Here is a 17,381-nt window from a genome sequence, read left to right on the forward strand (position 1 = left end):
TTAAAGTAAATAGCAACAAAATGCTAGCTAGTCAACTAGAGGCGTTTTAACAAAGGCATGTACGATTACTGCCTTTCGTTAAAACGCCTTTTATTTGTTACGGGGGGAATAACATGTTAACGTATGCGACTTGGCAAGAGCCAACAATTGATTTTGAACAAGACGAAACCTATAAAGCTGCGCTAGAAGTTTTACGATGGAGCTATACGCAGTATGGGGAAGAGATTGTGTATGCATGTAGCTTCGGCATTGAGGGCATTGTCTTAATTGATTTGATTTCAAAGGTAAAACCGGACGCAACGATTGTCTTCTTAGACACAGATGTCCACTTCAAAGAAACGTATGAGACCATTGATCGCGTAAAGGAAAAGTATCCTGAACTAAAAATTATTTTAAAGAAGCCTGCATTGACTCTTGAAGAACAAGCAGCGCAGCACGGGGATGAGCTTTGGAAATCTAACCCGAATAAGTGCTGTGAAATTCGCAAATTAACACCACTTAATGAAGCACTAGCTGATGCGAAAGCTTGGATTTCAGGATTACGCCGTGAGCAATCGCCGACGCGTGCAAATACAAATTTCATCAATCGCGATGATAAATTTAAATCGATAAAAATATGCCCACTTATTCACTGGACATGGAAGGATGTATGGCGTTACGTTTCCAAGCATGATTTGCCGTACAACCCGCTACATGATACAGGCTACCCTAGTATTGGCTGTGAACATTGCACGCAACCAGCTTTTAATGTTGATGATTTGCGTGCAGGTAGATGGCAAGGGTCTGGCAAAACTGAGTGTGGGTTACACGAATAAGGGAGTGTCGCCATGCTTGAATATATTGCCATAGCCATTAGTTTATTTTTTGCTATGAATATTGGTGCGAGTGGTGCAGCCGCCTCGATGGGTGTTGCTTACGGGGCCGGGGCTATAAAAAAGGCACGGCATGCGTTGCTGATTTGCGCAGTAGGTGTTTTTGCTGGAGCTGTACTCGGTGGTGGGGAAGTTGTAAAGACCATTAGCTCCGGCATTATGCCGCAAGAGTTTATCACAGTAAAAGTCGTGATTATTATTTTAATTTCCGCGACCAGCTCGTTATTTTTCGCCAATGTTTTAGGGATTCCATTATCGACAAGTGAAGTAACGGTGGGGGCAGTAGTTGGTGTAGGAATTGCTTATCAAGTGCTCTATGTGAAATCACTACTTGTCATCATGTCATTTTGGGTCATAGTCCCGATTGTTGCATTTATTAGTGCACTCGTTTTTGGCAAGGTATTGTATAAATTACAAAGTAAAGGCCGTTTGAAAGATCGTCCAATATTAACGATATTGTTAGTACTTGCTGGTTTTTTTGAAGCCTTTTCAGCAGGAATGAATAATGTCGCAAATGCGGTAGGGCCACTTGTCGGCGCTGGCATGATGAGCGTTAACAACGGAATATGGATTGGCGGTGTTTTTGTTGCACTCGGTGCAGTGCTCCTCGGCAAACGAGTGCTTGAAACAAATGGCAAGAAAATAATCCGCTTTGAAAAAACGGAAGGGATTTTGATTTCGAGTACAGGAGCAGTGCTAGTTGGCATTAGTTCAGTATTTGGACTTCCGGTACCTTTAACGCAAGTGACTTCCTCTGCAATTATCGGAATGGGTGTAGCGAAAAATGGGACACAAGTTTTTCATAAGCATATTGTGAAGAAGATTATCCGTATTTGGGTTGTATCGCCTATTTTTTCATTAGCAATATCTTATTTTCTTGTACAGTTATTTTTGGAGAAAGATTTATATGCCATTGTGTTAATAGGAAGTGTCATTATCGGAACGCTTGGTGCGATTAGCTTAATGCGAACAATGCGTGAAGAAGAACAATCAATCTATGACGCAGGGGAAGGCATTTAAATATAAAACATAGTATTGAAATAAATTTAGGGGGATATTAAAATGAATCTACAACCACATGGTGGAGTGTTAGTGCAAGCTTACAATCCAGAAAAAGTGATTACACATATTACAAAGGAGATTGAGATTGATGCAATGGCACTTAGCGATTTAGAGCTAATTGGTATTGGTGGCTATAGTCCAATCGATGGCTTTTTAACAAAGGAAGATTATGAATCTGTTGTTGCTCGTACACGTTTAGCATCAGATGTTGTATGGAGTATTCCGATTACATTACCTGTGACAAGGGAAGTAGCCGCATCTTTACACGCTGGCGATGAAGTGAAGCTATTACATAGCGGTGAGGTCTACGGCGTAATCGAAATAGCTGATATTTATGAGCCAGATAAGGAAAAAGAGGCGCTGTTAGTGTACGGTACACAGGATTTAGAGCATCCAGGCGTGAAGAAACTATATGATCGCCCTAGCGTTTATGTTGGTGGGAAAATTACGTTATTGAAGCGTTTAGAGAAAAAATTCGAAACGTATACATTTGATCCTGCTGAAACGCGTCAACTATTTAAAGACAAAGGCTGGAAAACAATTGTAGGTTTCCAAACACGTAATCCAGTTCACCGTGCACATGAATACATTCAAAAGGCAGCACTTGAAACAATCGATGGTCTATTTTTAAATCCGTTAGTTGGCGAAACAAAGTCTGATGATGTGTCTGCTGCGATTCGTATGGAAAGCTATGAAGTACTACTAAAAAATTACTACCCTCAAAACCGTGTGCAATTAGGGGTATTCCCAGCAGCAATGCGTTATGCAGGACCAAAAGAAGCTATTTTCCATGCCCTAGTGCGTAAAAACTATGGTTGCACGCATTTTATAGTAGGCCGCGATCATGCTGGTGTAGGTGATTACTACGGCACATACGATGCACAAAAAATCTTCGAGCAATTTACAGAGGATGAGCTAGGCATCGTGCCGTTGAAATTTGAACATAGCTTTTACTGCAGTAAATGTGAGGGCATGGCCACTACGAAAACTTGCCCACATGACAGTGCTTCACATGTTATTTTATCGGGTACAAAAGTACGCGAAATGCTACGCAATGGTGAAGTGCCACCAAGTACATTTAGTCGTGCAGAAGTAGTAGAAGTTCTTATTAACGGAATGCGTAAGGAGGTACTAAGTTGAGTACAAATATCGTATGGCATGAAGCATCTATTGCAAAAGAGGAGCGTCGTGCGCAAAACAAACATCAAAGCTTTGTATTATGGTTTACAGGCTTTTCGGCTTCAGGGAAATCTTCTGTTGCCAATGCCTTTGCTCGTACATTGTTTGAGCGAGGCAATCAAGCTTTCGTCTTAGATGGCGATAATGTGCGTCACGGATTAAACAATGATTTAGGTTTTGGCGAGGATGATCGTAAGGAGAATATTCGTCGTATTGGAGAAGTATCGAAATTGTTTGTGGAGAGCGGGCAAATTGTACTTACGGCTTTTATATCTCCGTACAGAGCGGATCGCCAGGTTGTGCGTGAGTTAGTAGAAGACGGGGAATTTATAGAAGTGTATGTGAAGTGCTCTGTGGAAGCTTGTGAAAAACGAGATCCAAAAGGGTTATATAAAAAAGCACGCAATGCAGAAATTCCAAACTTTACAGGTATTAGTGCACCATATGAGGAACCAGAAAATCCAGAAATTATTTTAGATACGGAGCATTATTCAATTGAAGAATGTGCACAACAGTTAACGGATATTTTAACAGCAAAGGGTCTTATTTAGTGCAAATAGAAAACGACCATACACTGCCAGGGGTAGCGTATGGTCGTTTTTCGTTTTACTTAATATATTGAAGTCGCTCAACCATGGTGTGTGGTCGCTCAAGTTTGGCCTAAAGTCGCTCAACCATGGTGTGTGGTCGCTCAAGGTTGACCGGAAGTCGCTCAACGTTGGTGAAGAGTCGCTCAACATCGACCCGAAGTTGATCAACTACGCCAGACTTTACTCAACCCAGCATCAAAGTCACTCAACTCCACAGGGCAAGATCATTTAACAAACATTATTTCATGCCTTGCTCTTTTTTCATTCGTTCAATTTCAGGGGCCAAGTCGTCTCGAACAGTACCTTTCCACGGCTTAACGCCTGCAATGTACGAAGAACGAGTCATAATATGACCACCAACAGGTCCTGTAATGAATAAGAATAAAATCCCTAGTAAAATACGAGGGTTGAAGTGATCTTCGATGAGCCAGAAGTGGAAGAATACGCCGATCAGCACACACATGACGCCCAGTGTCGCACTTTTAGAAGCGGCATGAGCTCGTGTGTAAAGGTCTGGTAGTCGCATTAAACCAATGGCTGTCACTACAATAAATAACACTCCTACAGAGATGAAAAAGATAACTAAACTATTAGCGAGAATTGTCACGTTTAATGATATCTCCTTTCTCTATAAATTTAGAGAAAGCCACTGTTCCGATGAACGATAAAATCGCTAACAATAGGATAATCTCAAGGAAGAAAGTAGTCTCCACTAAAATAGAGAACAGCCCGATTAACGAAATTAGTGATACTCCAATTGAATCGAGTGCGACTACTCGGTCAGATGTCGATGGCCCTTTGACCATACGATAAATAACCGGAATCATCGATAAGCAAATCACCACAATAGCAAAATTCATAAACGTTGTCATGATTTACTCACCTCCAAAATCGCTTTTTCAAATGAATCTCTAATTGCTGTAACTGCTTCGTCTACATCACCAATGTCGATGGCGTGTACATATAGCGTTTTTGCATCGTCAGATACATGCACAACGACAGTACCAGGCGTTAATGTAATAAGGTTTGACAATAGTGTAATTTCCCAATCCTGTGTTAGTACGGTAGGGTAAGCAAAGAAGGCAGGTTGCATATTGAGCTGCGGCTTTAAAACTACCTTCAGTACTTGTATGTTAGCTAAGATTAATTCTTTCAAAAATAATAAACTTAGCTTAATAATTGCCCATACACGAGCGAGATATAGTCGGGATGTAAAGAAGCGTTGCATTATAATTATTATGATCACGCCTAATATAAACCCGACAATAAAGCCTGCTGCTGTAAAGTTCGATGACAAGAACATCCAGACAAAGGCAAGAATAAAGTTTAACATGACTTGAAATGCCATCGCCTTAATCCCCCTTCATCACAGCATCTATATAAATAGATGGGTCATTTAGTATGTTTGCGGCATCGTCCATAAATGGTGTCACCCATTCAGTACCCACACCGTATACAACAGTTACAAGTACAAGTAGAATGGTTGGCACAAATAAGGTTTTGTACACCTTTTTGTCAACAACCTCGGTAGTTTCTTTTACTTCGCCCCAGAAGGCGTAAAGGAAAATACGAATTACAGATAGCAATACAAGTAATGAGGAAGCTAAGATGAAAATACTGCTCCACATGTTTTCTGCTTCAAAACCACCTTGTACAATTAACAGTTTACCAACGAAGCCACTTAGTGGTGGAATCCCCGCTAAACTAAATGCTGCGATTAAATAAAACCAGCCAAGTGCCGGATATTTTTTGATAAGACCGCCCATTTTGCGTAAATCGGATGTGCCTGTAATATAAATCACAATCCCGATGAGCATAAATAGAGCTGCTTTGATCAGCATGTCATGAATTAAATAGAACATTGCGCCCTTTAGTGCCACTTCATTCATCTGTGAAACACCGAATAAAATGACGCCGACTGCAATGACGATATTATAAATTATAATGAGCTTTACATCAAAATAAGCTAAAGCCCCAATACAACCTGCAATAATTGTTAAAGTGGCTAATCCCATCAGTAAATCATGCGTATACGATAAATCGTGCACGAAGAACAACGTATATGTACGCGTAATTGCGTAAATGCCGACTTTCGTAAGAAGTGCACCGAACAATGCTAACACTGGAATTGGTGCGGCTGCATATGATGTAGGTAGCCAGAAGTACAACGGGAAAATCGCTGCCTTTAGTCCAAACACCAACAAGAACATGACTGCTATAACAGTGACGATTCCTGGTTGATTGATCTCACCAATTTTCACTGCGATGTCTGCCATATTCAGCGTACCGACTACTGAGTACAAGAAGGCCACTGTAATAACAAATAAAGCAGAAGAGATCACGTTGATTAAAATATATTTAATTGAGCCTTTGAATTGTTCCTTTTCACCACCAAGTACAATGAGTAAATACGATGACATTAATAACACTTCAAAGAATACGAATAAGTTGAAAATATCGCCTGTCGTAAATGCTCCGTTTACCCCAGTTAAAATAAACATTATCCCTGGATAGTAAAAGAAACGTTCACGTTCTTTCGTGATTAAGCCGAAGCCGTACCATACGATAAAGAACGTAATAAGTAGTGTCGTAGTGACAAGAAGTGCAGACACCATATCTGACACCATTGTAATCCCAAATGGAACAGGCCAATCACCGAACGTCACTTTTTGAATACCATCAATTTTAACTTTGAATAGTAAGAAGATTGCTGAAGTAAGTGAAATACCTACGCCAAACAAAGCAAATGAACGTTGATAATGTAAATTTTTCTGCCCGAACATTAAAATCATCCCGAAGAAAAACGGAATAATGATCGGTAGTAAAAGGAAGTTATTCATCCTCATCACTTCCTCTCATTAAGTTAATATCATCTGTCTCTAGTTCTTGGTACGAACGATACGCAAGCACTAGGAAGAATGCTGTTACACCAAAGCTAATAACGATTGCTGTTAAGATCAGTGCCTGTGGAAGAGGGTCAGCAAATGTTTTTGCACCTTCCTCTAATACAGGTGGTGCTTCACCACCAAGACCACCCATCGTCAGTATGAGCAAATGGGCGCCATGACTGAGAAGACCAGTACCGATAATAATACGTAATAAGCTTTTCGATAAAATTAGGTAAACAGCGGCCATAAATAAAAAGCCGATTGTAAAAGCCATAAGTATTTCCATTATTCATCCTCCCCAATTGTTTGAATAATGGTCATCGTCACGCCGACAACAACACAGTAAACCCCACCGTCAAAAAGCATCGCCGTATGCAATGATTGTTTGCCTAGAAGCGGTAAATTGAAATAGTCGAAGAAATGCGTGAAGAATGGTTTGCCTAGTAACATAGGGAAAGCAGCTGTCCCCAGCGCTAGTAACAAACCTATTGCTGTTAAGTACGTATAGTTGATTGGTAATACACTACGTACTGTATTTAAATCAAATGCTAAAACAAGTAATACGATGGCGCTTGCTGTTAATAAGCCGCCAACAAAGCCTCCACCAGGCGTATAATGCCCAGCCATAAAGATATGAATGGAGAAGAAGAAGATTATGAAGAAAACGAGTTTAGCTGTGAATTGAATAATCACATCATTTGTTCTCATATGCTTTCCCCTTTCTATTCATACGTAGCTTAATCATTGCTAAAATGCCCATACCTGCAATGCTTAGTACGGCAATTTCAAATAATGTATCGAAGCCACGATAATCTACTAGTATAACGTTAACGATATTACCGCCACCTGCTAATGAATACACAGTTTCCTCATAATATTTTGAAATAGTAGGCACTAATTTTTGTGAGTGTGCCGATAAAGCTACAAGTGTCACCATGACACCAACAGCCACAGAAATAATCGCACGGTTTACTTGGAAGCGCATGCGTTCCTCGGATTTCCCAAGCTTCGGTAAGTGATAAAATGCGAGTAAAAATAGCGCAACTGAAATTGTCTCAATTACGAGCTGAGTTAGGGCTAAGTCTGGTGCATTGAAGATAACAAAGAATAATGCAACTGTATAGCCGACCGCACCTAGTCCAATAATTGCAGTTAAACGTGATTTTGCAAAAAGCGTAATACACGTACCACTGATCATGACAATGATTAAAATTACACCATAAGGGTGGATTGGCGCAGCACCTTCAAAGGTAAAGGTAAACGCATCTTTGACGATTAATGTGCCAATGACAATAATTACAATGGCACTAAACATATACAGTAAATAATGACGCATATAGCCCGTCATATACAGACGAGATACACGATTTAGCCCAACATCTAAGCCAAGCATTGTTTTGTCATAGAAATTATTTAATGTTAGCGCACGTGGGAAGAAATTGTATAGTCCTTGCCATTTTGGAAGTGCTACAAACAATAAAACACCTACAAGTACGACGCCGATAGTCATCAGTAATTCTGGTGTTAATTCGCCGTGCCAAGCAGCCACGTCAATACCGATATCTCCCGGGCTATTATATAAAAATGGTTGAATAGCATAGACAGCCGGTTTAACAAATGTATCTCCAATAATGTTCGGGATGAAGAAAATCGTTACAACTAAAGTTGCTAAAATCAGTGGTGAAATTAGCATACCAATAGGGGCCTCATGAGGTTTATGTGGCAGTTGCTCAGGTTTATATTTCCCGGAAAATGTTCGGAATACAAAGTAAAAACTATAGATAAATGTGAAGATACTAGCGATCCATGCGACTATTGGGAATAAAACACCCCAAGTATCAAACCCGAATAAATCGAAGTTTTGTAATGCGAGCATTGCTGTTAAAAACATCTCTTTACTTAAGAAGCCGTTAAATGGTGGAAGACCAGCCATTGAAAAGCTTCCGATTGCCGCTACTGTAAAGCTAAGCGGCATAATGCTCATTAAACCACCAAGCTTACGAATATCGCGCGTACCTGTTTCGTGGTCAATTATACCTGCAATCATAAATAGACTACCTTTAAAGGTAGCGTGGTTAATGAGGTGGAAAATCGCTGCAAAGGCCGCATATTTAAATACGGTATCGGCAGCTCCATTGACATGGAATGCCACAGCACCTGCACCTAATAAGGACATAATAAGTCCGAGCTGACTGACTGTTGAGAAGGCTAAAATACCTTTTAAGTCTGTTTGCTTTACTGCAAAGAAAGAGCCCCAGAATAAAGTTAGCAAGCCCACACCTGTTACGAGCCAAACCCAAAGTTCAGAAGCGGCAAAGATAGGTGTAAAACGAGCCACTAAGTAAATACCGGCTTTTACCATTGTTGCCGAGTGAAGGTATGCGCTGACTGGTGTCGGTGCTTCCATAGCATCTGGTAACCAAATGTAAAATGGGAACTGTGCAGACTTAGTGAATGCACCTAGTAAGATTAAAACTAACGACCATATAAACCATGGATGCTCTACTAACTCAGGTGCCATTGCAATGAGTTCACGTATTGAATACGTGTCTCCCATTAGATAAAGAAGGATAAATCCTCCTAGCATCATTAAGCCGCCGCCTACAGTAATCATCATTGATTTAAGGGCGCCAAAGCGGGATGCATCTCGTGTGTACCAGTAACCAATCAGTAGGAATGACGAAATCGATGTCAATTCCCAGAAGAAGTACAACGAAATTAAATGATCAGATTGTACAACCCCAAGCATTGCAGTCATGAATAGTAATAGATAAACATAAAAATTATGCAATTTTTCTTTTTGTTTATCTAAATAAAATATTGAGTAAAGTACAACAAGTGAGCCGATTCCTGTGATTAGTAATGAGAACAATAAACTCAGTCCGTCTAAATAGGACACAACTGAGATATCGAGTGACGGAATCCACGGGAGCTCAGCAAGGAAGACTTCCCCTTTTGCTACTTGCGCTATGTATGTTGCATAAATAATAGCGAGCGTAGCAGGTACCGCAAGGACAAACCAACCTGTATGGATATTTTTTACTCTTTTATATAAAAAAGGTACTAATATCGCTGCAAGCATTGGGATGAAAATATAGAGTACTTGTGACAAAAAAATCCTCCTTTATGCAATAATAATAGTAATTATAGCGCATTTTTTAACCGAATGCATACGTACCATGGGAATTAGCTTGCGGGGATAGGCAAAATTTAGCTATATTATATATAGGAAGATATCAATGAAAAAAAGAGGAAATTTTTTTATGAAAAACCCTTACTTGTACGGTTATTTACCTTTAATTACGATATTGTTATTTAGTTTAACGTTCGGTATGTACGCTGTTGGCGTATCATTGCAATTATTCCAATCAATTGGTGTATATTCAGGAATGCGGGAATTTTTATCTGATTTTGAGTTGCGTATTTTTTTACTAATTGTGTTTTCGTTGATCTTCTTTATGGTGTTTTCAGCACTTAAACTAATCGGTGAAACCATTCATGAATTAGGCATGTTGTTTTTCTCGAAAGACAGTGAAGGGGAGACGATGAGCCAAGCACGTGGTGGCTACATTGTTCTATTTCTAGGTGCAGCATGTTCTGCGTTTGCCATCCAATCACTATACTTTTTAATCGGGATCTTTATGGTCACGATTATTATGTACTTTATTTTCGTTATTTATAAGATGAGTAATTTTTTATCTGTTGGAGGAACGGTAGGTTTACTCGTTTTTGAGGTACTATCATGGATGCTGTTATTATCACTCATTATCTATGTTGTACTAAAATTATATAATGGTATTTTAGCAAGCTTACCATTCGCACAATAAATCTAGATAAATCAGACCGTTGATTTCCGCGGGCGGGGCCGAGCCGCTTTCCTCTCTTCGTTCAGTCCAGGGTCTCAGGCCAACAAGATGTTGGTCACGAAGGCGTGTGCTGCTGTCGCTTCGCTTTCGCGCAGATAAATTGTCACAGGACGTGACGGTCTTAGCCTTCGCTCCTTTATTGCTTTTCCCGCTGGAGTCGTCGCCCTACGCTCCAATCAACTGAATATTACAATCTACTATTAGCTAAATCTAAAAAAAAATAAAAAAGGAAAAAGGGATCGAGAATTCCATTCTCGATGCCTTTTTCCTACGGTCTCTTTTCTTTCAAGCAACAATTTACTATTTCACTAATCGACACATCTGAAAAGATGATGCATCTAAAATTTCTGCATAAGGTCTATAGCATACAACTAACTACTAACAAAATTAGATTGGTTCATTTCTTTTTACTATCGTGTAAAGAAAAAAATTGTCTAATAAATATCTAGTTGATTGGAGTGAAAGGCGGCGACTCCTAGGGGATCAGCGAGTAACTTGAGACCCTGCAGGAGCATAGCGACGAAGCGGCTCAAGGCTCGCCCCCTGGAACGCGTCCGCCTGTAACGGAAATCAACGGGTTCCTTGAATTAACCCTAATAAACATTCACAAAAAATTTATTGATGTAATTGTTTTCTTATTCTAGTAACACATTAAATAGCTTGTGATGAATTTTGTATGCTTCTAATTTTTCCATAGATTGTGGTTTGTCGTAGCCAATCCATACGGCTGCAGTATATTCATCGTTCAAACCAGCAAGCCAGTAGTCTCGGTAATCGTTGGTTGTGCCTGTTTTAGCTCCAACGTAATTGCTATTACTGTAAACACCTTGCCCTGTACCACTTGCAACAACATCAGCTAATAAAGATCGCATATACTTCACCGTTTTCGGCGACCAAATTTGATCACGAACTGTATTAGCGTTATATAGTTCAGTGCCATCGCTCGCTACTACTTTACGAATACTGTGTGCTTGGACATACGAACCATCGATAAAACTTGTATAGGCATCTGCTAGTTCAAGAGCAGTAACTCCATAAGTTAAACCACCTAAGGACGTAGCATAGTTACGATCCTTTTCAACGATTGAACGGAAATTGAAGCGATCTAAATAGCTAAAGGCTGTTTCAATGCCTACTGTATTAAAGAGACGAACAGCGGATGTATTGTAGCTGTGTCGGAATGCTGTCCGAATTGATACATCCCCATACACATAGCCACCATAGTTTTGCGGACAAAACGAACCAACACAGTAATTGCGACCACTTACTGTCGAGTCGGGTGTATGTGTTGTCGTTTCAAAAAATGGTGCATAAACAGCTAAAGGCTTAAAGGCAGATCCTGGCTGACGCATTCCTTGATAGGCACGATGATAATCAAACTTTGAATAATTTTTACCCGCATATAAGCTGACAATTTCACGTGTTGCATTGTCAATGACAGCTCCGGCTGCTTGTAATTGTCCTGAACCTAAAATTGGTGTCATTTGATTTTCATCATGCGTTTGTTTGTCAGGATCAAGTGCCGTATAGATGGTTAAGCCATTTTGATATAAAAAATTGAGACGTTCGTCAAGCTGATTTTTAATTGTTTTCTTTTCTTCCTCGTTTTTTGCATTCTCAAGGCGTTCAGCAAAACCTTCTTTTTCAGCAACTAGAAAGCGGAGCTCTTGCAACACATATGTACTATACATAGGATGGCTCTGCAATTTATTTTTCACATTTAATGTGATTGTTTCAGTTTTGTAGGCTGAGGCTTCATCTTGTGTAATAGCACCACTTGTGGCAAGTGTATCGAGTAGTCGCTCTTGCCGTGCTTTTGTAACTTCGAAATTTTTCAAAGGATTATAAAGTGATGGGTTGTTTGGAATAGCTGAGATAAAAGCAATTTCAGCAACTGATAGCTCCTGCAAAGGTTTTTGGAAATAATATGTTGCAGCGGCACCAATTCCGTATACTTGATTGCTAAAATAAGATTCATTTAAATACATTGCTAAAATAGTTTCTTTATCAAATTCTTTTTCAAGCTCATAGGCATAAAAAAGTTCAGTTAGTTTACGTTCATATGTTTTCTCTTCTGATAAATAGCGCATACGTACGAGTTGCTGCGTAATTGTACTACCACCTTGCGAAATACTGCTAGCATTTGAGTTTGCTACTACTGCCCTAGCAATTGCACTCAAATCAAATCCAATATGCTTGAAGAAGTCTTCATCCTCACTCGCAATAAAAATTTCTTGAGCAATTTGAGGGATTTCTTGCAGTGTCAGAGGCTGTCTCCATTCCACATACTCCTCGCTAAACGTCTGCCCATTTTTATCTATTAGCGTGACTGGAAGCTGCGCCTGTACTTCTGGTAAACGAATAGCCTCTTTAATACTCTCTTCATGTGCTGTCGCAATCCGCATTTCAATAAATATATTGTCACCAATCCACCAAAGAATTGGTATGCATAAAAAAATCAATAAAAAGCCAAAAGCCTTATTCATATGTGCCTCCAGTCAATCAAATTCGCAGCTGAGAAGTTATTCATACATAAAAATAATTGTAATAGCCTCCTGCGATACTTCCTTTAAACAACAGAATAGCATATATTTAAGCATTGAAAAGTACACTAGATACAAATAAGACATTTTGGCTATTTCTATTTCAAAACAAAAAGTGCAAAATTCGTCAATACTTAGTTGGGGAAAACGCATAAGAAGTGTGTTAGACTATTATGAGGTCAGGAAAAATGTAGTATCATTTTGTCCATTGAAACTGAAATTTTACATTCTAAAGGAGAGACTCCAATGTTTCCACAATTAACAAAAGAAGTACAAGCAGGCGAAGTATTAGTAGAAATGAACACAACTTTAGGTGCTGTTAAGATTAAATTATTCCCCGAACAAGCGCCGAAAACAGTAGAAAACTTCTTAGGTCATGCAAAATCAGGTTACTATAACGGTATTATCTTCCACCGTGTTATCCAAGATTTCATGATTCAAGGTGGCGACCCAACAGGTACAGGTATGGGCGGCGAATCAATCTGGGGTAGTTCTTTCGAAGATGAATTCTCTGATGAGTTATTCAACTTACGTGGAGCGCTATCTATGGCGAACGCTGGTCCAAACACAAACGGATCTCAATTCTTCATCGTACAAATGAAACACTTACCAAGTGATATGCTACGTCAATTACAAGGCGCTGGTTTCCCAGAAGAAATCATCAAGGCATACGCTGAAAACGGTGGTACACCTTGGTTAGACCACAAACATACAGTGTTTGGTCATGTTGTAGAAGGTATGGACATCATTGACAAAATTGCGGAAGTTGAAAAAGACGGCCGTGACAAACCACTAGAAGACATTAAAATCGAGTCAATTACAGTTTTTGAATAATTAATTGTAAGGATGTGTAGCAAATATGGGTTTTTTATATTTCCCAGAAGATAAATCAGCTTATATCCCAGCTGCCTTTCAATTTCTATTGATTTTGATTTTATGTTTTGCTGTGTTTTGGATGTTCAAAAAGATTTCGAAAAAGCAAGAAGTAAAAGCAAAGGAAATTGAAGAGCGTATTCTCCGCGAAAAAAATAAAGAAAAAAACAAAAAAAATAAAGAAAACAACAATTAGAATATATAAAGAAAAATGAGATGTCCTCGTACAATGTGAGACATCTCGTTTTTTATTTGAGCCCATTACGCTTATAGCGGCGAAGATGGTTGCGTAAAACTGTAAATGTGGAATAACAAATAAGTACAAATGACAAAGTAATACCACTTAATGCCGTCAACAAGGCAAGCCATTCAAAAAAAGAAAACTTCCAAACATTCGACCAATTCACCTGTCCATTCCATTCCTCAATGACTAAATTCATGCCGTATATACCCGACACAACCGTAAAAACAGTTAAAATGAAAAGTAATTTATTATTACGTTTATCCGAGCGATCTTCTAAAGCACGATACAAGTTATCAAGCGTCGTTTTCGTTTCCAGGTAGTTTTCTTGAATGCGAAAAATTTTGCGAAGCATATGAGAGATTTCTTTGCCCTCACTACGTACAACTACTTCATCAAAATAATAATGAGATGAAAATCTTGTAATAAGTTCTATAAGATCGTCTACAACGAACTTATCCTTGTTCCAGCTAATTTCACTATGTTCAAATGACACTTTTAACAGCATCATCTTATAAAAATAATGGATGAGCAAATTATAATAATATTTCCCCATAAATTTTTCAATATCTCGGATTGAGTGAGAAAATGGGCGGTTAGATATGGTAATCTGTGCTTGTGTAGAGGTCACAATGTAACTTGTGGGCGCCCATCGCATATGTGTATGCTCGGCAACATAATCAGTGATATAGTCTGGATTGGTACTAGAGATAAAAGGTTGTCCATCAGGTTTTTTTCCGTCAACTTGCCCAAGACGAAATAAATGTTCATCTATTATTTCTGCATTTTCTTTACATAAAAGATAAGCGGACGCAAGCATGCGCTCATCTTCTAAAAAAGGTAAGCCACCAAAGGTATTCGTTTTATAATCAATTAAATAATCCTCTAAAAAGGGGAGGAAATACTGGAACAATAAATCGCTTGTTGATTGGTATAATCCAAACGCAAAGTGATGACTTGTACCTTTTTCTTCATCTAGTTTTGCCTCGAGAATTCGAAAATAATGAATGAAATTAACGACATCGCTAAAATCCCTTACTTCGTCAGTCATTTTTAATCGCGTGGTAATAATGCCATTGCCAAAAGGACATAGTGTGATATCAATACTCAATAGTTCGTAAGGAAAGATTTCATGTTTACTTTGTAAATAGCCAGTTACATTAAAAGACTTCGAAAAGCGTAAGAAATCTTGTGCATGCGATTGGGTTGGAAATAATTTATCTTCAACAAATGGGTAAAAAAATTGAGCAATTTCCTCATGTGAAACCGTGATGTCGTTACCGTAAAAAGCATTTTCTAATTCCTTGTTTTGTAGCGTGAAAAATGTAAATCCTTCATTTTCTAGCTGTTCACTAAGCTCTTCTCTATTTTTGGTATGGTAAGCAAATGGAAATAAAAATGTCATATAAGCATGTTCAATCGGTAATGGTGCTAATATCATTGTATACACCTCTCTATGCATAAAACTTTTCCACAATCTTTTTTTTCTAAACATAAGAGGCGTTTATCAGAGCATAACATTGGGCTTTCTATATGGAAAAAACCGTATGCTAGAAGTACTCTCAGCATACGGTTTCTCTTCTTAGGCCAGTCTATTTTTTACTATGCAAGTGCCTGTTTGAAACGAGCTACGCCTTCTTTTACTGTGTCTAGGGAGCAAGCGACATTCATGCGTAAAAAGCCGTTGCCTTCTACACCGTATTTAGAGCCGGGTTCTAAAGCAAGATGCCCTACTTCAAGAAGACGCTTCATCATGTCTTTTTCGTCGATGCCTAATTCACGATAGTCAATCCATATTAGGTACGTACCTTGTGGCTTTGGAATATGAATACCTGGAAGCTGACCAAGTTCTGCAATGACATAATCTATATTTTTAGATACATAGACTAGTAGCTCGTCTAGCCAAGGTTTACCTTCAGTATAGGCTGCATGTAGTGCAATAGGTGCGAAGTTATTTAACCCGCCATGACCACTTGCCATAATTACTGCCTCTAATTGTGCACGTTTTTTCTTATCTGTCACAATCATATAAGCAATTTGAATACCCGCTAAATTAAAGGTTTTAGTCGGTGCCATACATGTAATGATGCGGTCGATTTCATCTCCAGCTACTTTGGCAAGTGGTGTGTGGACAGCGCCATCTAGCATTAAGTCAGCATGGATTTCGTCTGAAATAATGAGAACATCATATTTTGCACAAAGACGGACTATTTCATTTAGTGTAGCTTCACTCCATACATAGCCACCAGGATTATGAGGATTACATAAAATGTACACCTTTACATCCTGCGCAAGTGCCTGTTCGAAGGCTTCAAAGTCATAAACAAATGTGCCGTTCTTTTCTACTAATGGGCAAGTGATGACTTCGCGGTCGTTAGTTTTCGGTACATTGAAAAATGGAGGATAGACTGGTGTTGAAACAAGGACTTTATCACCAGGGTTTGTAAGTGCCGTTATAATATTCGCCATTGCTGGAATGACACCGTGGCGGAATAAAATAGTCTCTTTCTCAATTTGCCATCCATGACGCGTATTTAGCCAGTCGACAACTGAATCTTTTACATCATCATGAATGAAACTATAGCCAAAAACAGCTTGCTCCAAATGGTTGTGAAGTGCTTGAGTTACAGCTTCTGGTGCGGTAAAGTCCATATCTGCTACCCACATCGGTAAAATATCTGAAGTATCTTTCAGATTATATACTTGCTCCATAGCATCCCATTTGAAGGAATTGGAATGACGGCGATTAATTGGTTGATCAAAAATAGACAAGCAAATCACTCTTTTCTTTTTTTATTACTATGTTATCATACGATTATGATAAAAGGATAATAGGTGAGTTATTTTGGAAAATATTAAAATGAATCAAACTGCCGTACATTTACTAGAAGAATGGGACCCATTCCACTTAGGTCCGGACCACTATGACACAGAAACAGCAGATGTTGTCGCAGCATTACAAGGCATTGATGATCCGTCAAAGCTTGCAAAAGTTATTCAAGAAACATATGAGCACTCGTTTGAGCAATGGATTCCTTTTGAAGATTGTGTAGCCATTTCATACAAACTAATTGCCATTAAATTTGAAGCTAAATGCATTATCTAATAAAAAATCCTCGCTACCATTAAGGTGCGAGGATTTTCATGTTATTGAATGAATTCATTTTGAAGATTTATTAGAGTTTGTTCAAAGGACCCGTTGATTTCCGTTACAGGCGGACGCTTTCCAGGGGGCGAGCCTCTACTCCAATCAACTAGATATTTATC

General features: G+C 38.9%; 18 protein-coding genes. 8 read left to right on the plus strand and 10 right to left on the minus strand.

All coding sequences use genetic code 11. From position 1 onward, the window contains the following. Positions 1 to 113 precede the first annotated feature (113 nt). The 4 genes from ACIQ2D_RS17685 to cysC are packed head-to-tail and all read left to right on the plus strand — an operon-like array spanning position 114 to position 3,664. Entirely contained in the window at positions 114 to 815 is a 702-nt protein-coding gene (locus ACIQ2D_RS17685) for a phosphoadenylyl-sulfate reductase (protein ID WP_402866327.1), read from the plus strand. A gap of 12 nt (positions 816 to 827) precedes the next feature. Further along, positions 828 to 1,892, plus strand: coding sequence for a sulfate permease (locus ACIQ2D_RS17690; RefSeq protein ID WP_402866329.1), 1,065 nt, complete (start codon positions 828 to 830; stop codon positions 1,890 to 1,892). A 42-nt stretch (positions 1,893 to 1,934) separates the two neighbouring features. Then, positions 1,935 to 3,074 carry a sulfate adenylyltransferase gene (gene sat, locus ACIQ2D_RS17695; RefSeq protein WP_402866330.1) on the plus strand — a complete coding sequence of 380 codons (1,140 nt, stop codon included), beginning with the start codon at positions 1,935 to 1,937 and terminating at the stop codon, positions 3,072 to 3,074. Then, a complete protein-coding gene (cysC, locus tag ACIQ2D_RS17700; protein WP_402866332.1) occupies positions 3,071 to 3,664 on the plus strand; it encodes an adenylyl-sulfate kinase in 594 nt (197 codons plus the stop codon). Before sat ends, cysC begins: the two co-directional genes overlap by 4 nt. A 277-nt stretch (positions 3,665 to 3,941) precedes the next feature. Here the strand turns inward: cysC and mnhG are convergent, their stop codons facing one another. Genes mnhG through ACIQ2D_RS17735 form a run of 7 tightly spaced genes read right to left on the minus strand, consistent with a single transcriptional unit; the run spans position 3,942 to position 9,703 of the window. Continuing rightward, positions 3,942 to 4,310 carry a monovalent cation/H(+) antiporter subunit G gene (gene mnhG, locus ACIQ2D_RS17705; RefSeq protein WP_402866334.1) on the minus strand — a complete coding sequence of 123 codons (369 nt, stop codon included), beginning with the start codon at positions 4,308 to 4,310 and terminating at the stop codon, positions 3,942 to 3,944. Next, positions 4,294 to 4,575, minus strand: a complete 282-nt coding sequence (locus ACIQ2D_RS17710; RefSeq protein ID WP_402866335.1) for a Na(+)/H(+) antiporter subunit F1 — start codon at positions 4,573 to 4,575, stop codon at positions 4,294 to 4,296. The genes mnhG and ACIQ2D_RS17710 overlap by 17 nt, the downstream gene beginning before the upstream one ends. Continuing rightward, on the minus strand, positions 4,572 to 5,051 hold the full coding sequence (locus ACIQ2D_RS17715; RefSeq protein ID WP_402866337.1) for a Na+/H+ antiporter subunit E: 480 nt from the start codon (positions 5,049 to 5,051) through the stop codon (positions 4,572 to 4,574). The genes ACIQ2D_RS17710 and ACIQ2D_RS17715 overlap by 4 nt, the downstream gene beginning before the upstream one ends. A gap of 4 nt (positions 5,052 to 5,055) precedes the next feature. Continuing rightward, the gene (locus tag ACIQ2D_RS17720; RefSeq protein ID WP_402866339.1) at positions 5,056 to 6,543 is read right to left on the minus strand and encodes a Na+/H+ antiporter subunit D; all 1,488 of its coding nucleotides are present in this window, start codon (positions 6,541 to 6,543) and stop codon (positions 5,056 to 5,058) included. After that, positions 6,536 to 6,877 carry a Na(+)/H(+) antiporter subunit C gene (locus tag ACIQ2D_RS17725; protein WP_402754375.1) on the minus strand — a complete coding sequence of 114 codons (342 nt, stop codon included), beginning with the start codon at positions 6,875 to 6,877 and terminating at the stop codon, positions 6,536 to 6,538. Before ACIQ2D_RS17725 ends, ACIQ2D_RS17720 begins: the two co-directional genes overlap by 8 nt. Next, positions 6,877 to 7,299 carry a Na(+)/H(+) antiporter subunit B gene (locus ACIQ2D_RS17730; protein ID WP_402866340.1) on the minus strand — a complete coding sequence of 141 codons (423 nt, stop codon included), beginning with the start codon at positions 7,297 to 7,299 and terminating at the stop codon, positions 6,877 to 6,879. Before ACIQ2D_RS17730 ends, ACIQ2D_RS17725 begins: the two co-directional genes overlap by 1 nt. Continuing rightward, the gene (locus ACIQ2D_RS17735; protein WP_402866342.1) at positions 7,286 to 9,703 is read right to left on the minus strand and encodes a Na+/H+ antiporter subunit A; all 2,418 of its coding nucleotides are present in this window, start codon (positions 9,701 to 9,703) and stop codon (positions 7,286 to 7,288) included. Before ACIQ2D_RS17735 ends, ACIQ2D_RS17730 begins: the two co-directional genes overlap by 14 nt. Positions 9,704 to 9,854: 151 nt before the next feature. Here ACIQ2D_RS17735 and ACIQ2D_RS17740 point away from each other — a divergent pair, with 151 nt between their 5' ends. Further along, positions 9,855 to 10,418: a DUF5366 family protein gene (locus tag ACIQ2D_RS17740; protein ID WP_402866344.1), complete on the plus strand. Its 564-nt coding sequence runs from the start codon at positions 9,855 to 9,857 to the stop codon at positions 10,416 to 10,418. 674 nt (positions 10,419 to 11,092) lie between these two features. Here ACIQ2D_RS17740 and ACIQ2D_RS17745 read toward each other — a convergent pair. After that, on the minus strand, positions 11,093 to 12,943 hold the full coding sequence (locus ACIQ2D_RS17745; RefSeq protein ID WP_402866346.1) for a transglycosylase domain-containing protein: 1,851 nt from the start codon (positions 12,941 to 12,943) through the stop codon (positions 11,093 to 11,095). A gap of 303 nt (positions 12,944 to 13,246) precedes the next feature. Between ACIQ2D_RS17745 and ACIQ2D_RS17750 the strand changes: the two genes are divergently transcribed. Continuing rightward, positions 13,247 to 13,834, plus strand: coding sequence for a peptidylprolyl isomerase (locus ACIQ2D_RS17750; protein WP_402866348.1), 588 nt, complete (start codon positions 13,247 to 13,249; stop codon positions 13,832 to 13,834). 25 nt (positions 13,835 to 13,859) lie between these two features. Further along, positions 13,860 to 14,069, plus strand: coding sequence for a hypothetical protein (locus tag ACIQ2D_RS17755; RefSeq protein ID WP_402866350.1), 210 nt, complete (start codon positions 13,860 to 13,862; stop codon positions 14,067 to 14,069). Between the two features lie 52 nt (positions 14,070 to 14,121). Here the strand turns inward: ACIQ2D_RS17755 and ACIQ2D_RS17760 are convergent, their stop codons facing one another. Beyond that, a complete protein-coding gene (locus ACIQ2D_RS17760) occupies positions 14,122 to 15,555 on the minus strand; it encodes a magnesium transporter CorA family protein (RefSeq protein ID WP_402866352.1) in 1,434 nt (477 codons plus the stop codon). A gap of 161 nt (positions 15,556 to 15,716) precedes the next feature. Further along, complete coding sequence (locus ACIQ2D_RS17765; protein WP_402866355.1) at positions 15,717 to 16,886, minus strand: MalY/PatB family protein; 1,170 nt, start codon at positions 16,884 to 16,886, stop codon at positions 15,717 to 15,719. 73 nt (positions 16,887 to 16,959) lie between these two features. On the opposite strand from ACIQ2D_RS17765, the gene ACIQ2D_RS17770 reads away from it, so the two are divergent. Next, positions 16,960 to 17,220: a DUF1871 family protein gene (locus ACIQ2D_RS17770; RefSeq protein ID WP_402866358.1), complete on the plus strand. Its 261-nt coding sequence runs from the start codon at positions 16,960 to 16,962 to the stop codon at positions 17,218 to 17,220. Positions 17,221 to 17,381: the final 161 nt, after the last annotated feature.

This window comes from Lysinibacillus sp. NPDC097287 (assembly GCF_044761695.1).
In the GTDB taxonomy this organism is placed as follows: domain Bacteria; phylum Bacillota; class Bacilli; order Bacillales_A; family Planococcaceae; genus Lysinibacillus.

Bases quoted from the DNA above. Each gene is read 5' to 3' on its own strand.
- ACIQ2D_RS17685 (WP_402866327.1), top strand. From the start codon at position 114: ATGTTAACGTATGCGACTTGGCAAGAGCCAACAATTGATTTTGAACAA.
- ACIQ2D_RS17690 (WP_402866329.1), top strand. From the start codon at position 828: ATGCTTGAATATATTGCCATAGCCATTAGTTTATTTTTTGCTATGAAT.
- sat (WP_402866330.1), top strand. From the start codon at position 1,935: ATGAATCTACAACCACATGGTGGAGTGTTAGTGCAAGCTTACAATCCA.
- ACIQ2D_RS17710 (WP_402866335.1), bottom strand. From the start codon at position 4,575: ATGACAACGTTTATGAATTTTGCTATTGTGGTGATTTGCTTATCGATG.
- ACIQ2D_RS17715 (WP_402866337.1), bottom strand. From the start codon at position 5,051: ATGGCATTTCAAGTCATGTTAAACTTTATTCTTGCCTTTGTCTGGATG.
- ACIQ2D_RS17720 (WP_402866339.1), bottom strand. From the start codon at position 6,543: ATGAATAACTTCCTTTTACTACCGATCATTATTCCGTTTTTCTTCGGG.
- ACIQ2D_RS17725 (WP_402754375.1), bottom strand. From the start codon at position 6,877: ATGGAAATACTTATGGCTTTTACAATCGGCTTTTTATTTATGGCCGCT.
- ACIQ2D_RS17730 (WP_402866340.1), bottom strand. From the start codon at position 7,299: ATGAGAACAAATGATGTGATTATTCAATTCACAGCTAAACTCGTTTTC.
- ACIQ2D_RS17740 (WP_402866344.1), top strand. From the start codon at position 9,855: ATGAAAAACCCTTACTTGTACGGTTATTTACCTTTAATTACGATATTG.
- ACIQ2D_RS17745 (WP_402866346.1), bottom strand. From the start codon at position 12,943: ATGAATAAGGCTTTTGGCTTTTTATTGATTTTTTTATGCATACCAATT.
- ACIQ2D_RS17750 (WP_402866348.1), top strand. From the start codon at position 13,247: ATGTTTCCACAATTAACAAAAGAAGTACAAGCAGGCGAAGTATTAGTA.
- ACIQ2D_RS17755 (WP_402866350.1), top strand. From the start codon at position 13,860: ATGGGTTTTTTATATTTCCCAGAAGATAAATCAGCTTATATCCCAGCT.
- ACIQ2D_RS17760 (WP_402866352.1), bottom strand. From the start codon at position 15,555: ATGATATTAGCACCATTACCGATTGAACATGCTTATATGACATTTTTA.